General features: G+C 65.4%; 15 protein-coding genes. 12 read left to right on the forward strand and 3 right to left on the reverse strand.

What is annotated here, in order from left to right; genetic code table 11:
- Positions 1-24: 24 nt before the first annotated feature.
- Together lpdA and EJ070_RS36235 are read left to right on the forward strand one after the other, a co-directional pair.
- Entirely contained in the window at positions 25-1,431 is a 1,407-nt protein-coding gene (gene lpdA, locus EJ070_RS09945) for a dihydrolipoyl dehydrogenase (protein WP_126091194.1), read from the forward strand.
- A gap of 99 nt (positions 1,432-1,530) precedes the next feature.
- Positions 1,531-1,674, forward strand: a complete 144-nt coding sequence (locus EJ070_RS36235; protein WP_189350464.1) for a hypothetical protein — start codon at positions 1,531-1,533, stop codon at positions 1,672-1,674.
- 303 nt (positions 1,675-1,977) lie between these two features.
- Here EJ070_RS36235 and EJ070_RS09955 read toward each other — a convergent pair whose 3' ends face one another.
- Positions 1,978-3,042, reverse strand: a complete 1,065-nt coding sequence (locus tag EJ070_RS09955; protein WP_126091196.1) for a TraB/GumN family protein — start codon at positions 3,040-3,042, stop codon at positions 1,978-1,980.
- Positions 3,043-3,113: 71 nt separating this feature from the next.
- Entirely contained in the window at positions 3,114-4,052 is a 939-nt protein-coding gene (locus tag EJ070_RS09960) for a tyrosine recombinase XerC (protein ID WP_126091197.1), read from the reverse strand.
- 97 nt (positions 4,053-4,149) lie between these two features.
- Here EJ070_RS09960 and rimM point away from each other — a divergent pair, with 97 nt between their 5' ends.
- Together rimM and trmD are read left to right on the forward strand one after the other, a co-directional pair.
- Positions 4,150-4,746: a ribosome maturation factor RimM gene (gene rimM / locus EJ070_RS09965; RefSeq protein WP_126091198.1), complete on the forward strand. Its 597-nt coding sequence runs from the start codon at positions 4,150-4,152 to the stop codon at positions 4,744-4,746.
- Complete coding sequence (gene trmD / locus EJ070_RS09970; RefSeq protein ID WP_126091199.1) at positions 4,743-5,444, forward strand: tRNA (guanosine(37)-N1)-methyltransferase TrmD; 702 nt, start codon at positions 4,743-4,745, stop codon at positions 5,442-5,444. The genes rimM and trmD overlap by 4 nt, the downstream gene beginning before the upstream one ends.
- Here trmD and EJ070_RS09975 read toward each other — a convergent pair.
- Positions 5,426-6,178: a sulfite exporter TauE/SafE family protein gene (locus EJ070_RS09975; protein WP_126091200.1), complete on the reverse strand. Its 753-nt coding sequence runs from the start codon at positions 6,176-6,178 to the stop codon at positions 5,426-5,428. The two genes, trmD and EJ070_RS09975, sit on opposite strands and share 19 nt — an antisense overlap.
- A 306-nt stretch (positions 6,179-6,484) precedes the next feature.
- Here EJ070_RS09975 and rplS point away from each other — a divergent pair, with 306 nt between their 5' ends.
- The 8 genes from rplS (at position 6,485) to EJ070_RS10030 (ending at position 14,379) form a co-directional block, all read left to right on the forward strand.
- Positions 6,485-7,003, forward strand: a complete 519-nt coding sequence (rplS, locus tag EJ070_RS09980; protein WP_126091201.1) for a 50S ribosomal protein L19 — start codon at positions 6,485-6,487, stop codon at positions 7,001-7,003.
- Positions 7,004-7,373: 370 nt separating this feature from the next.
- A complete protein-coding gene (locus EJ070_RS09990; RefSeq protein WP_126091202.1) occupies positions 7,374-7,808 on the forward strand; it encodes an organic hydroperoxide resistance protein in 435 nt (144 codons plus the stop codon).
- Positions 7,805-8,308, forward strand: coding sequence for a MarR family transcriptional regulator (locus EJ070_RS09995; RefSeq protein ID WP_126091203.1), 504 nt, complete (start codon positions 7,805-7,807; stop codon positions 8,306-8,308). The genes EJ070_RS09990 and EJ070_RS09995 overlap by 4 nt, the downstream gene beginning before the upstream one ends.
- A gap of 166 nt (positions 8,309-8,474) precedes the next feature.
- Positions 8,475-9,272: a transporter substrate-binding domain-containing protein gene (locus EJ070_RS10000; RefSeq protein WP_126091204.1), complete on the forward strand. Its 798-nt coding sequence runs from the start codon at positions 8,475-8,477 to the stop codon at positions 9,270-9,272.
- A 266-nt stretch (positions 9,273-9,538) separates the two neighbouring features.
- Positions 9,539-10,351, forward strand: coding sequence for an amino acid ABC transporter permease (locus tag EJ070_RS10010; protein WP_126091205.1), 813 nt, complete (start codon positions 9,539-9,541; stop codon positions 10,349-10,351).
- 112 nt (positions 10,352-10,463) lie between these two features.
- Positions 10,464-11,099 (forward strand): class I SAM-dependent methyltransferase, encoded by a 636-nt coding sequence (locus EJ070_RS10015; RefSeq protein ID WP_126091206.1) that lies wholly within the window; start codon positions 10,464-10,466, stop codon positions 11,097-11,099.
- A 404-nt stretch (positions 11,100-11,503) separates the two neighbouring features.
- Positions 11,504-12,913 carry a 3-isopropylmalate dehydratase large subunit gene (leuC, locus tag EJ070_RS10025; RefSeq protein ID WP_126091207.1) on the forward strand — a complete coding sequence of 470 codons (1,410 nt, stop codon included), beginning with the start codon at positions 11,504-11,506 and terminating at the stop codon, positions 12,911-12,913.
- A gap of 269 nt (positions 12,914-13,182) precedes the next feature.
- Complete coding sequence (locus tag EJ070_RS10030; RefSeq protein ID WP_126091208.1) at positions 13,183-14,379, forward strand: GGDEF domain-containing protein; 1,197 nt, start codon at positions 13,183-13,185, stop codon at positions 14,377-14,379.

The following is a 14,379-nucleotide window of genomic DNA, read 5'->3' on the forward strand; positions in this document are numbered from 1 at the left end:
AGGCCGGATAAGAAGGACAGTCTCATGGCTTATGACGTCGTAATCATCGGATCGGGACCGGGCGGCTATGTCTGCGCCATCAAGGCGGCGCAGCTCGGCCTGAAGACGGCGGTGGTCGAGAAGAACGCCACCTTCGGCGGCACCTGCCTCAACATCGGCTGCATCCCGTCGAAGGCGCTGCTCCACGCCTCCGAGATGTTCGCCGAGGCCGGCCATGCCTTCGATGCGCTCGGCGTCGAGGTCGGCGCGCCGAAGCTCAATCTGAAGAAGATGCTGGCGCACAAGGATGCGACGGTGGCGTCCAACGTCAACGGCGTCGCCTTCCTGTTCAAGAAGAACAAGATCGACAGCTTCCGCGGCACCGGCAAGGTGGTTTCCGCCGGCAAGGTGTCGGTGACCGGCGAGGACGGCAAGGTCGAGGAGCTCGAGACGAAGAACATTGTCATCGCCACCGGCTCCGACGTCGCCGGCATCCCGGGCGTCAAGGTCGACTTCGACGAGAAGGTGATCGTGTCTTCCACCGGCGCGCTGTCGCTGGCCAAGGTGCCCGGCCACCTCGTGGTGGTCGGCGGTGGCGTCATCGGGCTGGAGCTCGGCTCGGTCTGGGCCAGGATTGGCGCCAAGGTCACGGTCGTCGAGTTCCTCGACACCATCCTCGGCGGCATGGACGGCGAGGTGTCGAAGCAGTTCCAGCGCCTGCTGTCCAAGCAGGGTTTCGAGTTCAAATTAGGGGCCAAGGTCACCGATGTGGCCAAAACCAAGAAGGGCGCCAGCGTGACGTTCGAGCCGGTCAAGGGCGGCGCGGCCGAAACCATCGAGACCGACGTCGTGCTGGTCGCCACCGGACGTCGCCCCTATGCCGACAGCCTGGGGCTGAAGGAAGCGGGCGTCGATGTCGATGAGCGCGGCCGGGTCAAGACCGACGGGCATCTGAGGACCAACGTGCCCGGCATCTACGCCATCGGCGACGTCATCGCGGGGCCGATGCTGGCGCACAAGGCCGAGGACGAGGGCGTGGCGGTGGCCGAGACGATCGCCGGCCAGGCCGGCCATGTGAACTACGACGTCATCCCGAGCGTCGTTTACACCAGCCCGGAAATCGCCTCCGTCGGCAAGACCGAGGAGGAATTGAAGAAGGCCGGCATCGACTACAAGGCGGGCAAGTTCCCGTTCAGCGCCAACGGCCGCGCGCGCGCCATGCTGCACACCGACGGTTTCGTGAAGATCCTGGCCGACAAGGCCAGCGATCGCGTGCTCGGCGTCCATATCGTCGGCTTCGGCGCCGGCGAGATGATCCACGAGGCCGCGGTGCTGATGGAATTCGGCGGCTCCTCGGAAGACCTCGCCCGCACCTGCCACGCGCACCCGACGATGTCGGAAGCGGTGAAGGAAGCGGCGCTGGCGACGTTCTTCAAGCCGATCCATATTTAGCTGCGCGCCACGCGCCGGCGCCGAACGCCCATCGAAGGCGTGGTTCCACCAACCAAAACGGCCCGCCTTTCGGCGGGCCGTTTGTCGTTGAGCTTTGGCTTGATTACTGAGCCGGGGCAGGTGCCGGCGCTGGGGCCGGAGCGGGCGCTGGTGCCGGTGCGGGCGCCGGTTCAGGTGCAGGTGCAGGAGCAGGCGTTGCGGGCGCCGGCTCAGCCGGTGCGGGCGCCGGAGCCGGCGTCGTAGCTGCCGGCGGCTCGGCGGGTGCCGGGGCCTTCTCGCCGCCGCTTCTGCCAAAAACATAATACGCAACAATGGCCAGGATAATGACAACAAGGGCGATCAGCCACCCGCTGCCGCCGCCACCCGACGAGGGGGGCGTGCTCGGAGGGGTGAAGGGGTCGTTAGGGTTCGCCATGAAAGGTGTCCTCCTTGGAATGAAAGGCTTCAATCAACAGCCATCAACGCGCGATCCCGCAATCGGTTTCACGCAGGCGGACGGAAAGCGCTGAAAAAACGGCGTTTTCCGCTCCCCAGCCGCCAGACGACTCAGTTGACGGCGGTAACACTATACCCTGCCTTGCGGAAATCCTCGACCAGTCCTTCGGGCCCCGGCAGATGCATCGCGCCGACCGCCATGAAGACGTTGCCCTTGGCCAGAATCGGCTCGGCATGCTCCACCATCACCTTGTTGCGGCTGGTGATCATGGTCTGTTCGAAGGCGGCATAGCCGGCCTGGTCGTTTTCGGCATCGGGCAAGACGGTGCGAAACAGCGGCCAGAACATACCGACCTCGCCACGCTGGTAGAGCACGATCATGGTCTCGTTGAGGTCGTTGGCCTTGTCGCCGAGCCTCAGCGTGTCGACCAGCCCCTTCATGTGGAAGGCGAGCGGCAGCGAAGCCATGGCGCGGAGCTGACCGGCAACGGTTTCCAGACCTTCGACCGCCTTGCCGTTCGCCTTTGCGTCCGTGGCCAGCTTGACGTCGAGCACCGGTGCTCCCGCGGTCTGACGCGCCACTTCGCAGGCGGGAAGCGCCACCATGGCCGAAAGGATCCACGGCTTCATCTTGGCGACCGTCGCGGGCGGAATGCCGCGCGCATCGAGCCCCTTGTTCAGCACCGCCGCGTCCTCGGGCGACAGCAGCGAGGACAGCGTGGTGTCGTCGGTGAACATCATCAGGCCGGGCTCTGCGGCGATTGCCGCCATCATCTTGCTCTTGTCGAGCACTTCGGTGGTTTCGATGATGACGGTGTCGGCGCCGTCATAGGCTTTCTGCGCCGCGGCCGGCAGCGTGGTGACGCGCGCGTCGGTCATGTGCATGGTGCCGAAGAGATAGGACGGTTTTTCGCCTGATTTCTTCAGCTTCCACAGCAGACCCTTGCCGTTGGGAACGGCGGCCGCCTCGGCTTCGACCTTCTTGAAGGCAGCGGGATCGCTCTTTGCCAGACTTGCCAGCAGATCGGAGCCGCCGCAGGCGGGAGCCTCGGCATGCGCCCTGCCGGCCAGCAGCAGGACGATGAGAAACGACAGGAAAAACAGCACGTTGAGCGCTGCGAGCAGCTTCAACGAGACAAGAGCCGCGCGGTCGGCGATGGCGATGACGCGTTTCATGAGGAGCTTCTTAAGCTGAAAAAGCGGCAAAACGGTTAACCGGGCGACCGAAATTTTCGCTGCGGTTCCGCTCAGGCACGCGGATGCGCCCGTTCGTAGATATCGAGCAGCCTCGCCGTGTCGACGCCGGTATAGACCTGCGTGGTCGACAGGCTGGCGTGGCCGAGCAGCTCCTGGATGGTGCGCAGGTCGCCGCCGCGGCCAAGCAGATGCGTGGCGAAGGAATGGCGCAAGGCATGCGGCGTCGCCGTGTCCGGCAGGTTCAGTGCCGAGCGCAGCTTCGCCATCTCGCGCTGGACGATCGCCGGGTTCAGCGGCCCTCCGCGGGCGCCGCGGAACAGCAGGCCCTTGGGGTCGATATGGAAGGGACAGAGCCGCCGGTATTCGGCAACCGCTCGCTGCGCCACCGGCAGCACCGGCACCAATCTTGTCTTGCCGCCCTTGCCGGTGACGCGCAGCACGGTGTCGGCTTCCGTGGCCAGATCGGCGCCGGTGAGCCCAAGCGCTTCGGAGATGCGCAGTCCGGAGCCGTAGAGCAGCGTCAGCACGGCGGCGTTGCGTGAGGCGATCCATGGCTCTTCCGCCAGCTGCCCCTCCACGCCGACGACCTGCTTTGCATCACTCGCCGTCAGCGGCTTGGGCAGCGATTTCGGCTGGCGCGGCGCGCGCAGTGCTGCCGCACCCGCCGCGTTGACGAGGCCGCGCCGTTCGAGAAAGCGCAGCAGCGAGCGGATGCCGGCGAGGCCGCGTCCCAACGTGCGGGCGCCGGCGCCGCTATTGCGGCGCGCGGCGAGGAAGCCGCGCAGATCGGCCGGCCGCAGGTCGGCGATATCGGCGATGCCGGGCGGACCGCCGCAATGTCCGGTCAAAAAGTGCAGGAACTGGCGCGTGTCGCGCTCATAGGCTTCGACCGTCTCGGGCGACAGCCGGCGCTCGCGCGCCAGCATCTTCAGCCAGTTCTCGCGCGCCGCCTGGAGGTCGGGCTTTGCCGGGATGAGGAATTCCTGCATGGCGGCATTTTCCGGCGGGGAGGTTAGGAACCGGTGAAGAGCGCGTCATTGAAATGACAGCCATAGGGGGGTAGAGCAGGGCAAAGGAAGTGACGCCATGTCGAAGCTCGAGAACCCCGTCCAGATGGCCGTGATCGGCGCCGCGCATGGCATCAAGGGCGAATTGCGGGTGAAGACCTTCACCGGCGATCCGCTGGCGCTCGCCGACTACGGGCCGCTCCAGGCCAAGGACGGCCGAGCCTTCCAGATCCTCGACATCAGGCCGGCCGGCACGGTGGTGGTGGTGCGCTTCAAGGGCGTCAACGACCGCAACGCCGCCGAGGCGCTTGCCGGCACAGAACTCTTCGTCGACCGCTCGGTGCTGCCGGACGACGGCGAGGAGGACGAATTCTACCACGCCGACCTGATCGGCCTGGAGGTCAGGGACGAAACAGGCGCCATCGGCAGGGTTGTCGCCGTGCACAATTTCGGCGGCGGCGACATTCTCGACGTCACGCTCGCCGGCCGCAAGGGCGTGCTGATCCCGTTCACCCAGGCCGCGGTGCCGCATGTGTCGATCGCCGACGGCTTTGTTCAGGTCGATCCGCTGGCGGCGGGTCTGGTCGACGACGAGGATGGCGAGGCGCCAGGCCATTCCGGCTTCGATCCGAAAGGCCGGCCGCGCGGACCGAAGGATGCCGGGGGCAACCGTTGAGCTTTGCCGCCTCGGTGCTGACGCTCTATCCCGAAATGTTTCCGGGCGCGCTCGGCCTGTCGCTCGCGGGCCGCGCGCTTGAAGCCGGCACCTGGTCGCTGGAGGCGATCCAGATCCGCGATTTCGCCGCCGACAGGCATCGCACCGTCGACGACACGCCGGCCGGCGGCGGCGCCGGCATGGTGATGCGCGCGGACGTGCTGGCCAAGGCCATCGATCACGTTTCGCCGCAGGGCGACGAACGTCCAAGGCTGCTGATGAGCCCGCGCGGCAGGCCACTCACCCAGGCGCGCGTGCGCAAGCTCGCCGCGGGGCCTGGCGCGGTGATCCTGTGCGGCCGCTTCGAGGGCGTCGATCAGCGGCTGATCGAGGCGCGCGATTTGGAGGAAGTTTCGATCGGCGATTTCATCCTGTCGGGCGGCGAGCCGGCGGCGCTGGTGCTGCTCGACGCCGTCGTGCGGCTGCTGCCCGGCGTCATGGGCAACGCCGTCTCCGGCGAGGAAGAAAGTTTCGAGAACGGCCTGCTCGAGCATCCGCACTACACGCGGCCGCAGGAATTCGAGGGCAGGCCGATCCCCGACGTGCTGATCTCCGGCAACCACAGGAAGATCGCCGAATGGCGGCGCGCCGAGGCGATTAGGTTGACCAGGGAGCGGCGGCCGGATCTGCTGGCGGGCACTCAGCCCTTGGTGAAGTAGTAGAAGGCCAGGAGCAGGCCGACGGCGACGACGAAGCCGCGCACCACGCCTTGCGGCACGCGCTTGGCGATCCACACTCCGGCATAGCCGCCGAGCGCGACGCCCGGGATCATGACGATCGCCTGCGGCCAGGCCACGACGCCTCCGGAAACGAAGACCAGAATGGCGACGACCGCGATCACGATGGACAGCATGTTCTTCAAAGCGTTCAGGCGATGATAGTCGCCGGCTTGCGTCAGGCCGAGGGTCGCCAGCATCATGACGCCCATGCCGGCGCCGAAGAAGCCGCCATAGACCGCGGTCGCGAACTGCGCGAGCGAACCGGCAAGCGAGCCGACCGAGGCCTGGTGCTCCGGCCCGGCCGCCGGTTTCAGCCACGGCCCGGCGGCGAACAGGGCGGTGGCGGCAATTAGCAGCCACGGCACCAGCGCCCGGAACGACGGATTGGTGAGCGCCAGCAGTATGAGCGAGCCGGCCAGCGCGCCGAGGGCCGAGATCAGGCAAAGCAGCAGCGCGCCGCGCCAGAAATGCCGGATATCGGTCCAATAGGCGAGCGTCGAGGTGATGTAGCCTGGCAGCTGCGTCACCGAGGAGGTGGCGTTGGCGGCGATCGGCGGCAGTCCGACCAGCGTCATGGCGCCGAAGGTGAGGAAGGTGCCGCCGCCGGCTACCGCGTTGGCGGCGCCCGAAGCAAAACCCGCGACAAAGAGCAGGACGGCATCGAAGAATGTCATTGAGGAAACACCAAGGGAATGACCTTTCCCCGCTTAGGAAGCTTGCGCGGCTGACGCAACCGACACGGCGACAATAAGATGGTGCCATGCAGGCAAAAAATGTGCTTCAAAGACGTGACAAAGTGCCGAAATAGCGGTATGTGGCCGCCCGAACCGGAAGAACGATCTTCTGGACCCGTCAACAATGGCGGTGTAGCCGTCCCTGCCCAATGCTTTCGGCAAAGGGCATAGCCGAGCGGTCAATGGAACTGCAAGGCGAGTTGAGGACGCTCTGACTGTCGGAAGAACAAGAAGTGGATTTTTGAGATGGACCTCATCCGTCAGCTCGAGGCCGAACAGGCCGCCAAGATCGAAGCCAAGCGCAAGCTGCCCGAATTCCAGCCCGGCGACACCGTGCGCGTCCAGGTGCGCGTCACCGAAGGCAGCCGCACCCGCGTCCAGGCCTATGAGGGCGTCGTCATCGCCCGCTCAGGCTCCGGCTTCCAGGAGAATTTCACCGTCCGCAAGATTTCCTACGGCGAAGGCGTCGAGCGCGTTTTCCCGATCTATTCGCCGATGGTCGAGGGCGTCGAGATCGTGCGCCGCGGCAAGGTGCGCCGCGCCAAGCTCTATTACCTGCGTGACCGCCGCGGCAAGTCGGCCCGCATTTCGGAGAACACCGGCGTGCGCGCCCGCAAGCTGAACGACGAGGAGCGCGACGCTCTGAACGCCGAGCGCGCCCGCATCGAGGCCGAGAAGGTCGCCGCCGCCGAGGCGCTGGCCGTCGAGAAGGCAGCGCAGGACGCCGCCGAGAAGAAGGCTGCCGAGGCCGCTTCGGCCGAGTAAGGCTTTTCGATAGACGCGTTTCGGAAAGGCGGCTTCGGCCGCCTTTTTTCGTTTTGACCACGGGTCTGCTCGACCTCCCGGGCAAGCAGCGTCGCGTTCCTTCACACCCCCCTCTGTCCTGCCGGACATCTCCCCCGCAAGGGGGAGATTGGCAGCTTCGGCGCCGCGTCCTCCCGTGGAGGTCGACAATTGGCGAAAGTCGCGGAACATCCGATCTCCCCCCTTGCGGGGGAGATGGCCGGCAGGCCAGAGGGGGTGCTGTCCCGCCAGCGGTTCCGATTTCTGCCCCAAAGGATTCCAGCGCCGGCGCCCTTGACATCCTATTATCTTGTACACTAAATAATCGTGCACAAGATAAATGGAGACAAAGATGTCAGCACTCTACACCGCCCAGGCTCGCGTCGTCGGTGGCCGCGCGGGTCATGCCGAGACCAGCGACGGTCTGCTCAAACTCGATCTGGCGATGCCGAAGGAACTCGGCGGGCAGGGCGGCGCAACCAATCCGGAGCAGCTTTTCGCCGCCGGCTATGCCGCCTGCTTCGAAAGCGCGATCCGCTTCGTTGCGCGAAAGCAGAAGCTGCCGCTTCAGGATGCGGCGGTGACGGCAACGGTCAGCCTCTATCCGAACGACCAGGGAGGCTTCAGGCTCGGCGTCGCGCTGGCTGCCGAAACGAAAGGCCTTGATCAGGCGGGCGCGGAAGCGCTTGTATCGGAAGCGCACCAGGTCTGCCCCTATTCCAACGCCATCCGGGGCAATATCGATGTGGCGCTTTCCACGGTGGCGCTCGCGGCAAAGGCGGCATGACGACGAAGCTCGAAACCAGGCCCAGCGACGCCCCGGCGGATACCGCCGCCGGGGCGCTCGCCGTTCCGCGTCTCGACCAGCAGCTCTGCTTCGCGCTCTATTCGGCAAGCGGGCTGATGACGAAGCTCTACCGGCCGCTGCTCGATCCGCTCGGCCTCACCTATCCGCAATATCTGGCGATGCTGGCGCTGTGGCAGCGTTCGCCGATGACGGTGGGCGAGCTTGGCGAGGCGCTGGGGCTGGATTCCGCGACATTGACCCCGCTGATCAAGCGGATGGAGGCGGGCGGCCTCGTCACCCGCCGGCGCGACAGCGCCGACGAACGCCGGGTGCTGGTCGAGCCGACGGCAAAAGGCCAGGCGCTGCGCGCGAACATGAAGGATGTTCAGGCAGCGCTTGCCTGCAGCATGCCGTTGGAACGCGCCGAGCTCAAAGCCCTGCACGGCACACTGACCCGGCTGGTCGCCGGACTGCGCGAGGCCGCCGCCGATCAGGACTGATCGCAGCAACGTCCGTTCTAGAATTCATCTTTCGGAAGCAATGGAATCCATGTAGGCGCGGAACGTCGCAGCGGATCGGCTTGCAAGGCGCTTGCGGAAAGCTAAAGTCGGCGCCTTGTCCTGGCGCGCGAGGATTGCGCGGCCAATCACATTCGGGGAGTTTGTCATGACCAAGTCGAAACTGTTGCTGGCCGCCATGGTGGCCTGCCTTCTCGCGCCCGTCGCGGCGCTCGCCGATGCGCTGCCCGATCTCGGCGGCAAGAAGGTTGTGGTGGTGACCGAAAACGCCTATCCGCCGCTGCAGTTCATCGACAAGAAGACTGGCAAGCAGATCGGCTGGGAGTATGACGCGATGGACGAGATCGCCAAGCGGCTGAACTTCAAGGTCGAGTACCAGAACACCTCCTGGGACGCGATGATCCAGGCGGTTTCCGACAACCAGTACAACATCGGCATGACCGGCATCACCATCAAGGAAGACCGCAAGGAGAAGGTCGACTTCTCCGACCCCTATATGCGTTCGGAGCAGTTCATGCTGGTGCGCGGCGACGAGAACCGCTTCACCGACGCCAAGAGCTTCGGCGCCTTCAAGGACGGGCTGATCGGCGCCCAGCCCGGCACCACGCCCTTCTACACCGCCGTCTACAGCGTGCTCGACGGCAACGAGCAGAACCCGCGGATAAAACTGTTCGAGACTTTCGGCGCCACCGTGCAGGCGCTGAAGTCGGGCGACGTCGATGTCGTGCTCACCGACGGCACCGCCGGCAAGGGCTATGTCGATGCTTCGGAGGGCAAGCTCAAGCTGATCGGCGGGCCGCTCGGCACCGAGGATTTCGGCTTCATCTTCCCGAAGGGCTCCGACCTGGTGAAGCCGGTCAACGCCGCGATCGCCGCGCTTAAAGCCGACGGCACGCTCGATGCGCTGAACAAGAAGTGGTTCCTTGATTACAAGATGGGGCAGTAGCTCGTTTTGGCGCGGGCGGTGCGCAACGGCTACGGGCGGAAAGCCGCGAAAGCCTCATTCCTTCCCACCCCCCTCTGTCCTGCCGGACATCTCCCCCGCAAGGGGGGAGATTGGCAGCTTGATCCACGGCGCCTTTCCCTCAACGTCGGTTATTGGCGAAAGCCGCAGCGACATCTGATCTCCCCCCTTGCGGGGGAGATGCCCGTCAGGGCAGAGGGGGGTGTGCCGGAACGCGGCATTAACAATTATGCCGTCGACGCCGCCTGATGCCCGCCGCAACCTCCACCGCCAAATCCGAGTTCCCCTGGTGGCTGGCCGCCGCCCTTGTGCTCGCCTTGATCGCGGCGCTGGCGATCGCCGCGAGCGACCTCTACGCCCAGGTCTTCGCCACGGTCGCCAAGGGCATCGGCATCACCATCTTCGTCACGGTCGTCGCCTTCGCGCTGGCTTCGACGTTTGGCCTCGGCATCGCGCTGATGGCATTGTCCGGTTCGCAATGGCTGCGGCAGGTCGCGCGCTTCTATGTCGAGATCATCCGCGGCGTGCCGATCCTGGTGCTCCTGTTCTGGATCGCCTTTGCCGGGGCGCCGGCCTTCGTCGCGGCGTGGAACGCGCTGACGGCGCCGCTGCAGAGCGCCGGCTTGATGGGCGAACTCCTGGTGCGCGACGTCTCACTGCTCTGGCGCGCCATCATGGCGCTCACCATCGGCTATTCGGCCTTCATCTCGGAAGTGTTCCGGGCCGGCATCCAGTCGGTCGAGAAGGGTCAGATCGAAGCCGCCAAAGCGCTCGGCCTGACGCGCGTGCAGCGTTTCCGGCTGATCGTCTTCCCGCAGGCGATCCGCACCATCCTGCCGCCGCTCGGCAACGACTTCGTCGCCATGGTCAAGGATTCCTCGCTGGTCTCGGTGCTGGGCGTCGCCGACATCACCCAGATGGGCAAGGTCTACGCCGCCGGTTCCTTCCGCTTCTTCGAGACCTATTCGATCGTCGCCTACATCTATCTCATCCTGACCGTCGGCCTGTCGCTGGCGCTGCGAGCGCTGGAGCAGCGGCTGCGCCGGCAGAACGAGGCATAGCGGCCCGGCGAAGACCGCGCTACGATCCCGGTTTGTCGTTGCCGGACGCATGCCGTCTTCCCGCGCCGCCGCGCTTTTGCACGGCCTGCATCCGGTGAGGAGGAACCGATCCATGAATTTCGACAAGGCCGATGCGGCGCTGGACTCCGTCTATTCGGCCGAGACGCCGGAAGCGCTCGCCAAGGCCTATGCCGAATGGGCGGCGACCTATGACAGCGAAACCGCCTCGCTCGGCTATCTCTTGCCCTTCCTCATCGCCGCCTGGGTGGCTCGCCATGTGCCGACGGGCGATGGCCCACTGCTCGATGCAGGCTGCGGCACCGGCCTGTCGGGGCCGTCGCTGAAGGCGCTGGGCTATGGCGATATCGCCGGGCTCGACCTTTCCGACGACATGCTGAAGCTCGCCGGCAGCCGCCAGGCCTACAGCGAGCTGAAGAAGGCGATGCTCGGTGGTCCGCTGCCTTGGCCGGACAGGCATTTCCGCGCCTTCTTCTCGACCGGCGTCTTCACCATCGGCCACGCGCCTGCCTCCGGCCTGCACGAGCTGGTGCGCGTCACGAAGAGCGGCGGCCACGCCATCTTCACCGTGCGCGACCAGGTGTTCGAGAGCGGCGGATTTCAGGCTGTGTTCGACGATCTCACGCAGGCGAGGAAGTGGCGGCTGGTCGAGCAAAGCCCGTGGTTCCGCTGCTACGCGATCGGCGACCCGGAGGCGCTGGTGAAGACGCTTGTGTTCGAGGTGCTGTGAGCGCGGCCTTCCCTTCTCCCCTTGTGGGAGAAGGTGGATCGGCGCGATAGCGCCGAGACGGATGAGGGGTGTTCCAGCGGAGTGAGACGTTGGCGTTCCCTGGAACACCCCTCATCCGTCGCCTTCGGCGACACCTTCTCCCACAAGGGGAGAAGGGGGCGTCGCGCCAATTGCCGAAAAGCCAAAACATTGCTATTTACCCCGCCATGGAAGAGCTATTCGGCGATCCGGCCTACAAGGGTTTCGTGCTGCAGGACAGAAAGCGCCTGCCGTCGCGATTTGCCGCGCGCGTCTGCGGCGCGCTGACCAGCCGACTTAGCTGAGGCCGACTGACCCCAATCGCTTTGCCGGCTTCAAAGTCCCGGCCAGCTTTTCCCATTTTCGAAATCGACGGATTTACGCACATGAGCGCACCGCGCACCCTCTACGACAAGATTTTCGACGACCACGTCGTCGACCGCCAGGACGACGGCACCTGCCTGCTCTATATCGACCGCCACCTCGTCCACGAGGTCACCAGCCCGCAGGCCTTCGAAGGCCTGCGCATGAGCGGCAGAAAGGTCCGGCATCCCGAAAAGACGCTGGCCGTGGTCGATCACAATGTGCCGACCTCGCCCGAGCGCAAGTTCGGCATCAAGAACGAGGAAAGCCGCATCCAGGTCGAGGCGCTGGCCAAGAACGCCAAGGATTTCGGCATCGAATATTACTCCGAGAACGACGTCCGCCAGGGCATCGTCCACATCATCGGCCCGGAGCAGGGCTTTACGCTGCCCGGCATGACCATCGTCTGCGGCGACAGCCACACCTCGACGCACGGCGCTTTCGGTGCGCTGGCGCATGGTATCGGCACATCGGAAGTCGAGCATGTGCTGGCGACGCAGACGCTGATCCAGCGCAAGGCCAAGAACATGCTGGTGCGTGTCGACGGCCAGCTTCCGGAAGGCGTCACCGCCAAGGACATCATCCTTGCCATCATCGGCGAGATCGGCACCGCCGGCGGCACCGGCTACGTCATCGAATATGCCGGCGAAGCGATCCGCTCGCTGTCGATGGAAGGCCGCATGACGATCTGCAACATGTCGATCGAGGGCGGGGCGCGGGCCGGCCTGATCGCGCCGGACGAGACCACCTTCGCCTATGTCAAGGACAAGCCGCGCGCGCCGAAGGGCGCGGCATGGGATGCGGCACTCGCCTATTGGAAGACGCTGCATTCCGACGAAGGCGCGCATTTCGACAAGGTGGTCGTGCTCGACGCGCAAAAACTGCCGCCGATCGTCTCCTGGGGCTCCTCGCCCGAGGACGTCGTCTCGGTGCAGGGCTCCGTGCCCAATCCGGCCGATATCGCCGACGAGAACAAGCGCACGTCCAAGCTGCGCGCGCTCGACTATATGGGGCTGACGCCGGGAACCAAGATCACCGACATCGCGCTCGACCGCGTTTTCATCGGCTCCTGCACCAATGGCCGCATCGAGGACCTGCGCGCCGCCGCCAAGGTGGTCGAGGGCAAGAAGGTCAATCCGCGCGTCAACGCGATGATCGTGCCGGGCTCCGGACTGGTCAAGGAGCAGGCGGAAGCCGAGGGTCTCGACAAGATCTTCGTCGCCGCCGGCTTCGACTGGCGCGAGCCGGGCTGCTCGATGTGCCTGGCCATGAATGACGACCGGCTGAAGCCGCATGAGCGCTGCGCCTCGACCTCGAACCGCAATTTCGAGGGCCGGCAGGGCTTCAAGGGCCGTACCCATCTGGTGTCGCCGGCCATGGCGGCGGCGGCGGCGATCGCCGGCCACTTCGTCGACATCCGCGACTGGAAATAGGACACCGCGGCTATCCCGTCACCGAACCCCGGACCGCGTCGCGGTTCGGGGTTTTTCACGCTAAAGCGCGTCGCGATCTTTCAGATTCGCTCCGTGCGCTTTAGGTTTTTGATTTTACGCATGTCTTGGTCCCGAAACCGGCTCCCACTTTCGGGAGACATGCTTTAGGCCGAAGCAAGATTGCACCTGCGTCAGCTTCCGCTTAACTGCTTGTTTGCGCTTCCGGACTAGCATCTCCCCAGGGTAAGTTTGGGGAAAGTTACGGTCCGTTGGACACCGGTCTGCTCATAGCGCTGCTCAACCCGACGATAGCGCTGGCGCTTGGCGCCGCGTTCCTCGTGCTGTGGTTCTATCAGCGCCACCGCCCGTATCTGGCGGCGCTGGCGGCGAGCTATTGCCTGTCGGCCTCGGGCTTCCTGCTGCAATATTTCACGCTTCCGGTCGGCGTCGTGGCGACCAAGCTGATCTCCAACATATGCTTCACGATCGCCGCATGCTGCCTTTCCAGCGCCATCGTCGCGCGCTTCGGTCGGCGCGTGCCCTATATCGGCATCGGCATCATGACCGGCGGCGGGCTCGCCGCTTTCGCATGGTTCATGTTCGTCCAGCCCGATCTCACCTGGCGCGTGCTTGCCATGAATTTCGGTTTCGGCGCCTTGAGCCTGCTGGTCGCCGCCGAGCTCAGGGCCGTGCGCAACAATGGGCCGACCGAAAAAATCCTGTTCGTGCTGTCGCTGCTTTCCGGGCTGAACTTCATCGCCCGTACCCTGATCGTCGTCATCGCGCATGGTCCGTTCCCGAGCTATGATGGCTTCTACGGCTCGTCCTATTGGACGACGGCGCTGCTCTCGCATGCGCTTTTATCGCTCTTGACGGCGCTCTGCCTGTTCACGGCGGCGGCGCTCGACGTGATGAAGGCTTTGAAGGCCGAAACCCATACCGACCCGCTGTCGGGGCTGCTCAACCGCCGGGGCTTCGAGGAACGGGCAGCGTTGCTGCTTGATCAATGCGCCAAAACAGGATCCCCCGTCGCTCTGGTGCTTGCCGATCTCGATCACTTCAAGGCGCTCAACGACCGGCACGGACATGAGGCGGGCGACAGGGTGATCGTCGATTTCGCCGCCAAGCTGCGTTTTGCCACGGGCACGCGGGGCGCTGCCGGCCGCATCGGCGGCGAGGAGTTCGCCGTGCTCCTGCCGCTCAGCGATCTCGCCTCGGCGCGGTTGTTCGCGGAAGCGATCCGCGCCTATTATTCGGCGGGCGCGGTCGATGGGCTTCCCTCCGGCATCAGGCTGACCGCGAGCTTCGGCGTCGCCGCCCGCACCGGCAACGAAAGGCTGATGCCGCTGATGCGGCGCGCCGACGAGGCGCTCTACAAGGCCAAGAGGAACGGCCGCGACAGCGTCCGTCTCTCCTACGAGCGGCCTGAAACCGCCTTCGTGCCAGCAGCGGTCAGCGTCGGCTGA

It is taken from the genome of Mesorhizobium sp. M1E.F.Ca.ET.045.02.1.1, assembly GCF_003952485.1.
Taxonomy (GTDB): domain Bacteria; phylum Pseudomonadota; class Alphaproteobacteria; order Rhizobiales; family Rhizobiaceae; genus Mesorhizobium.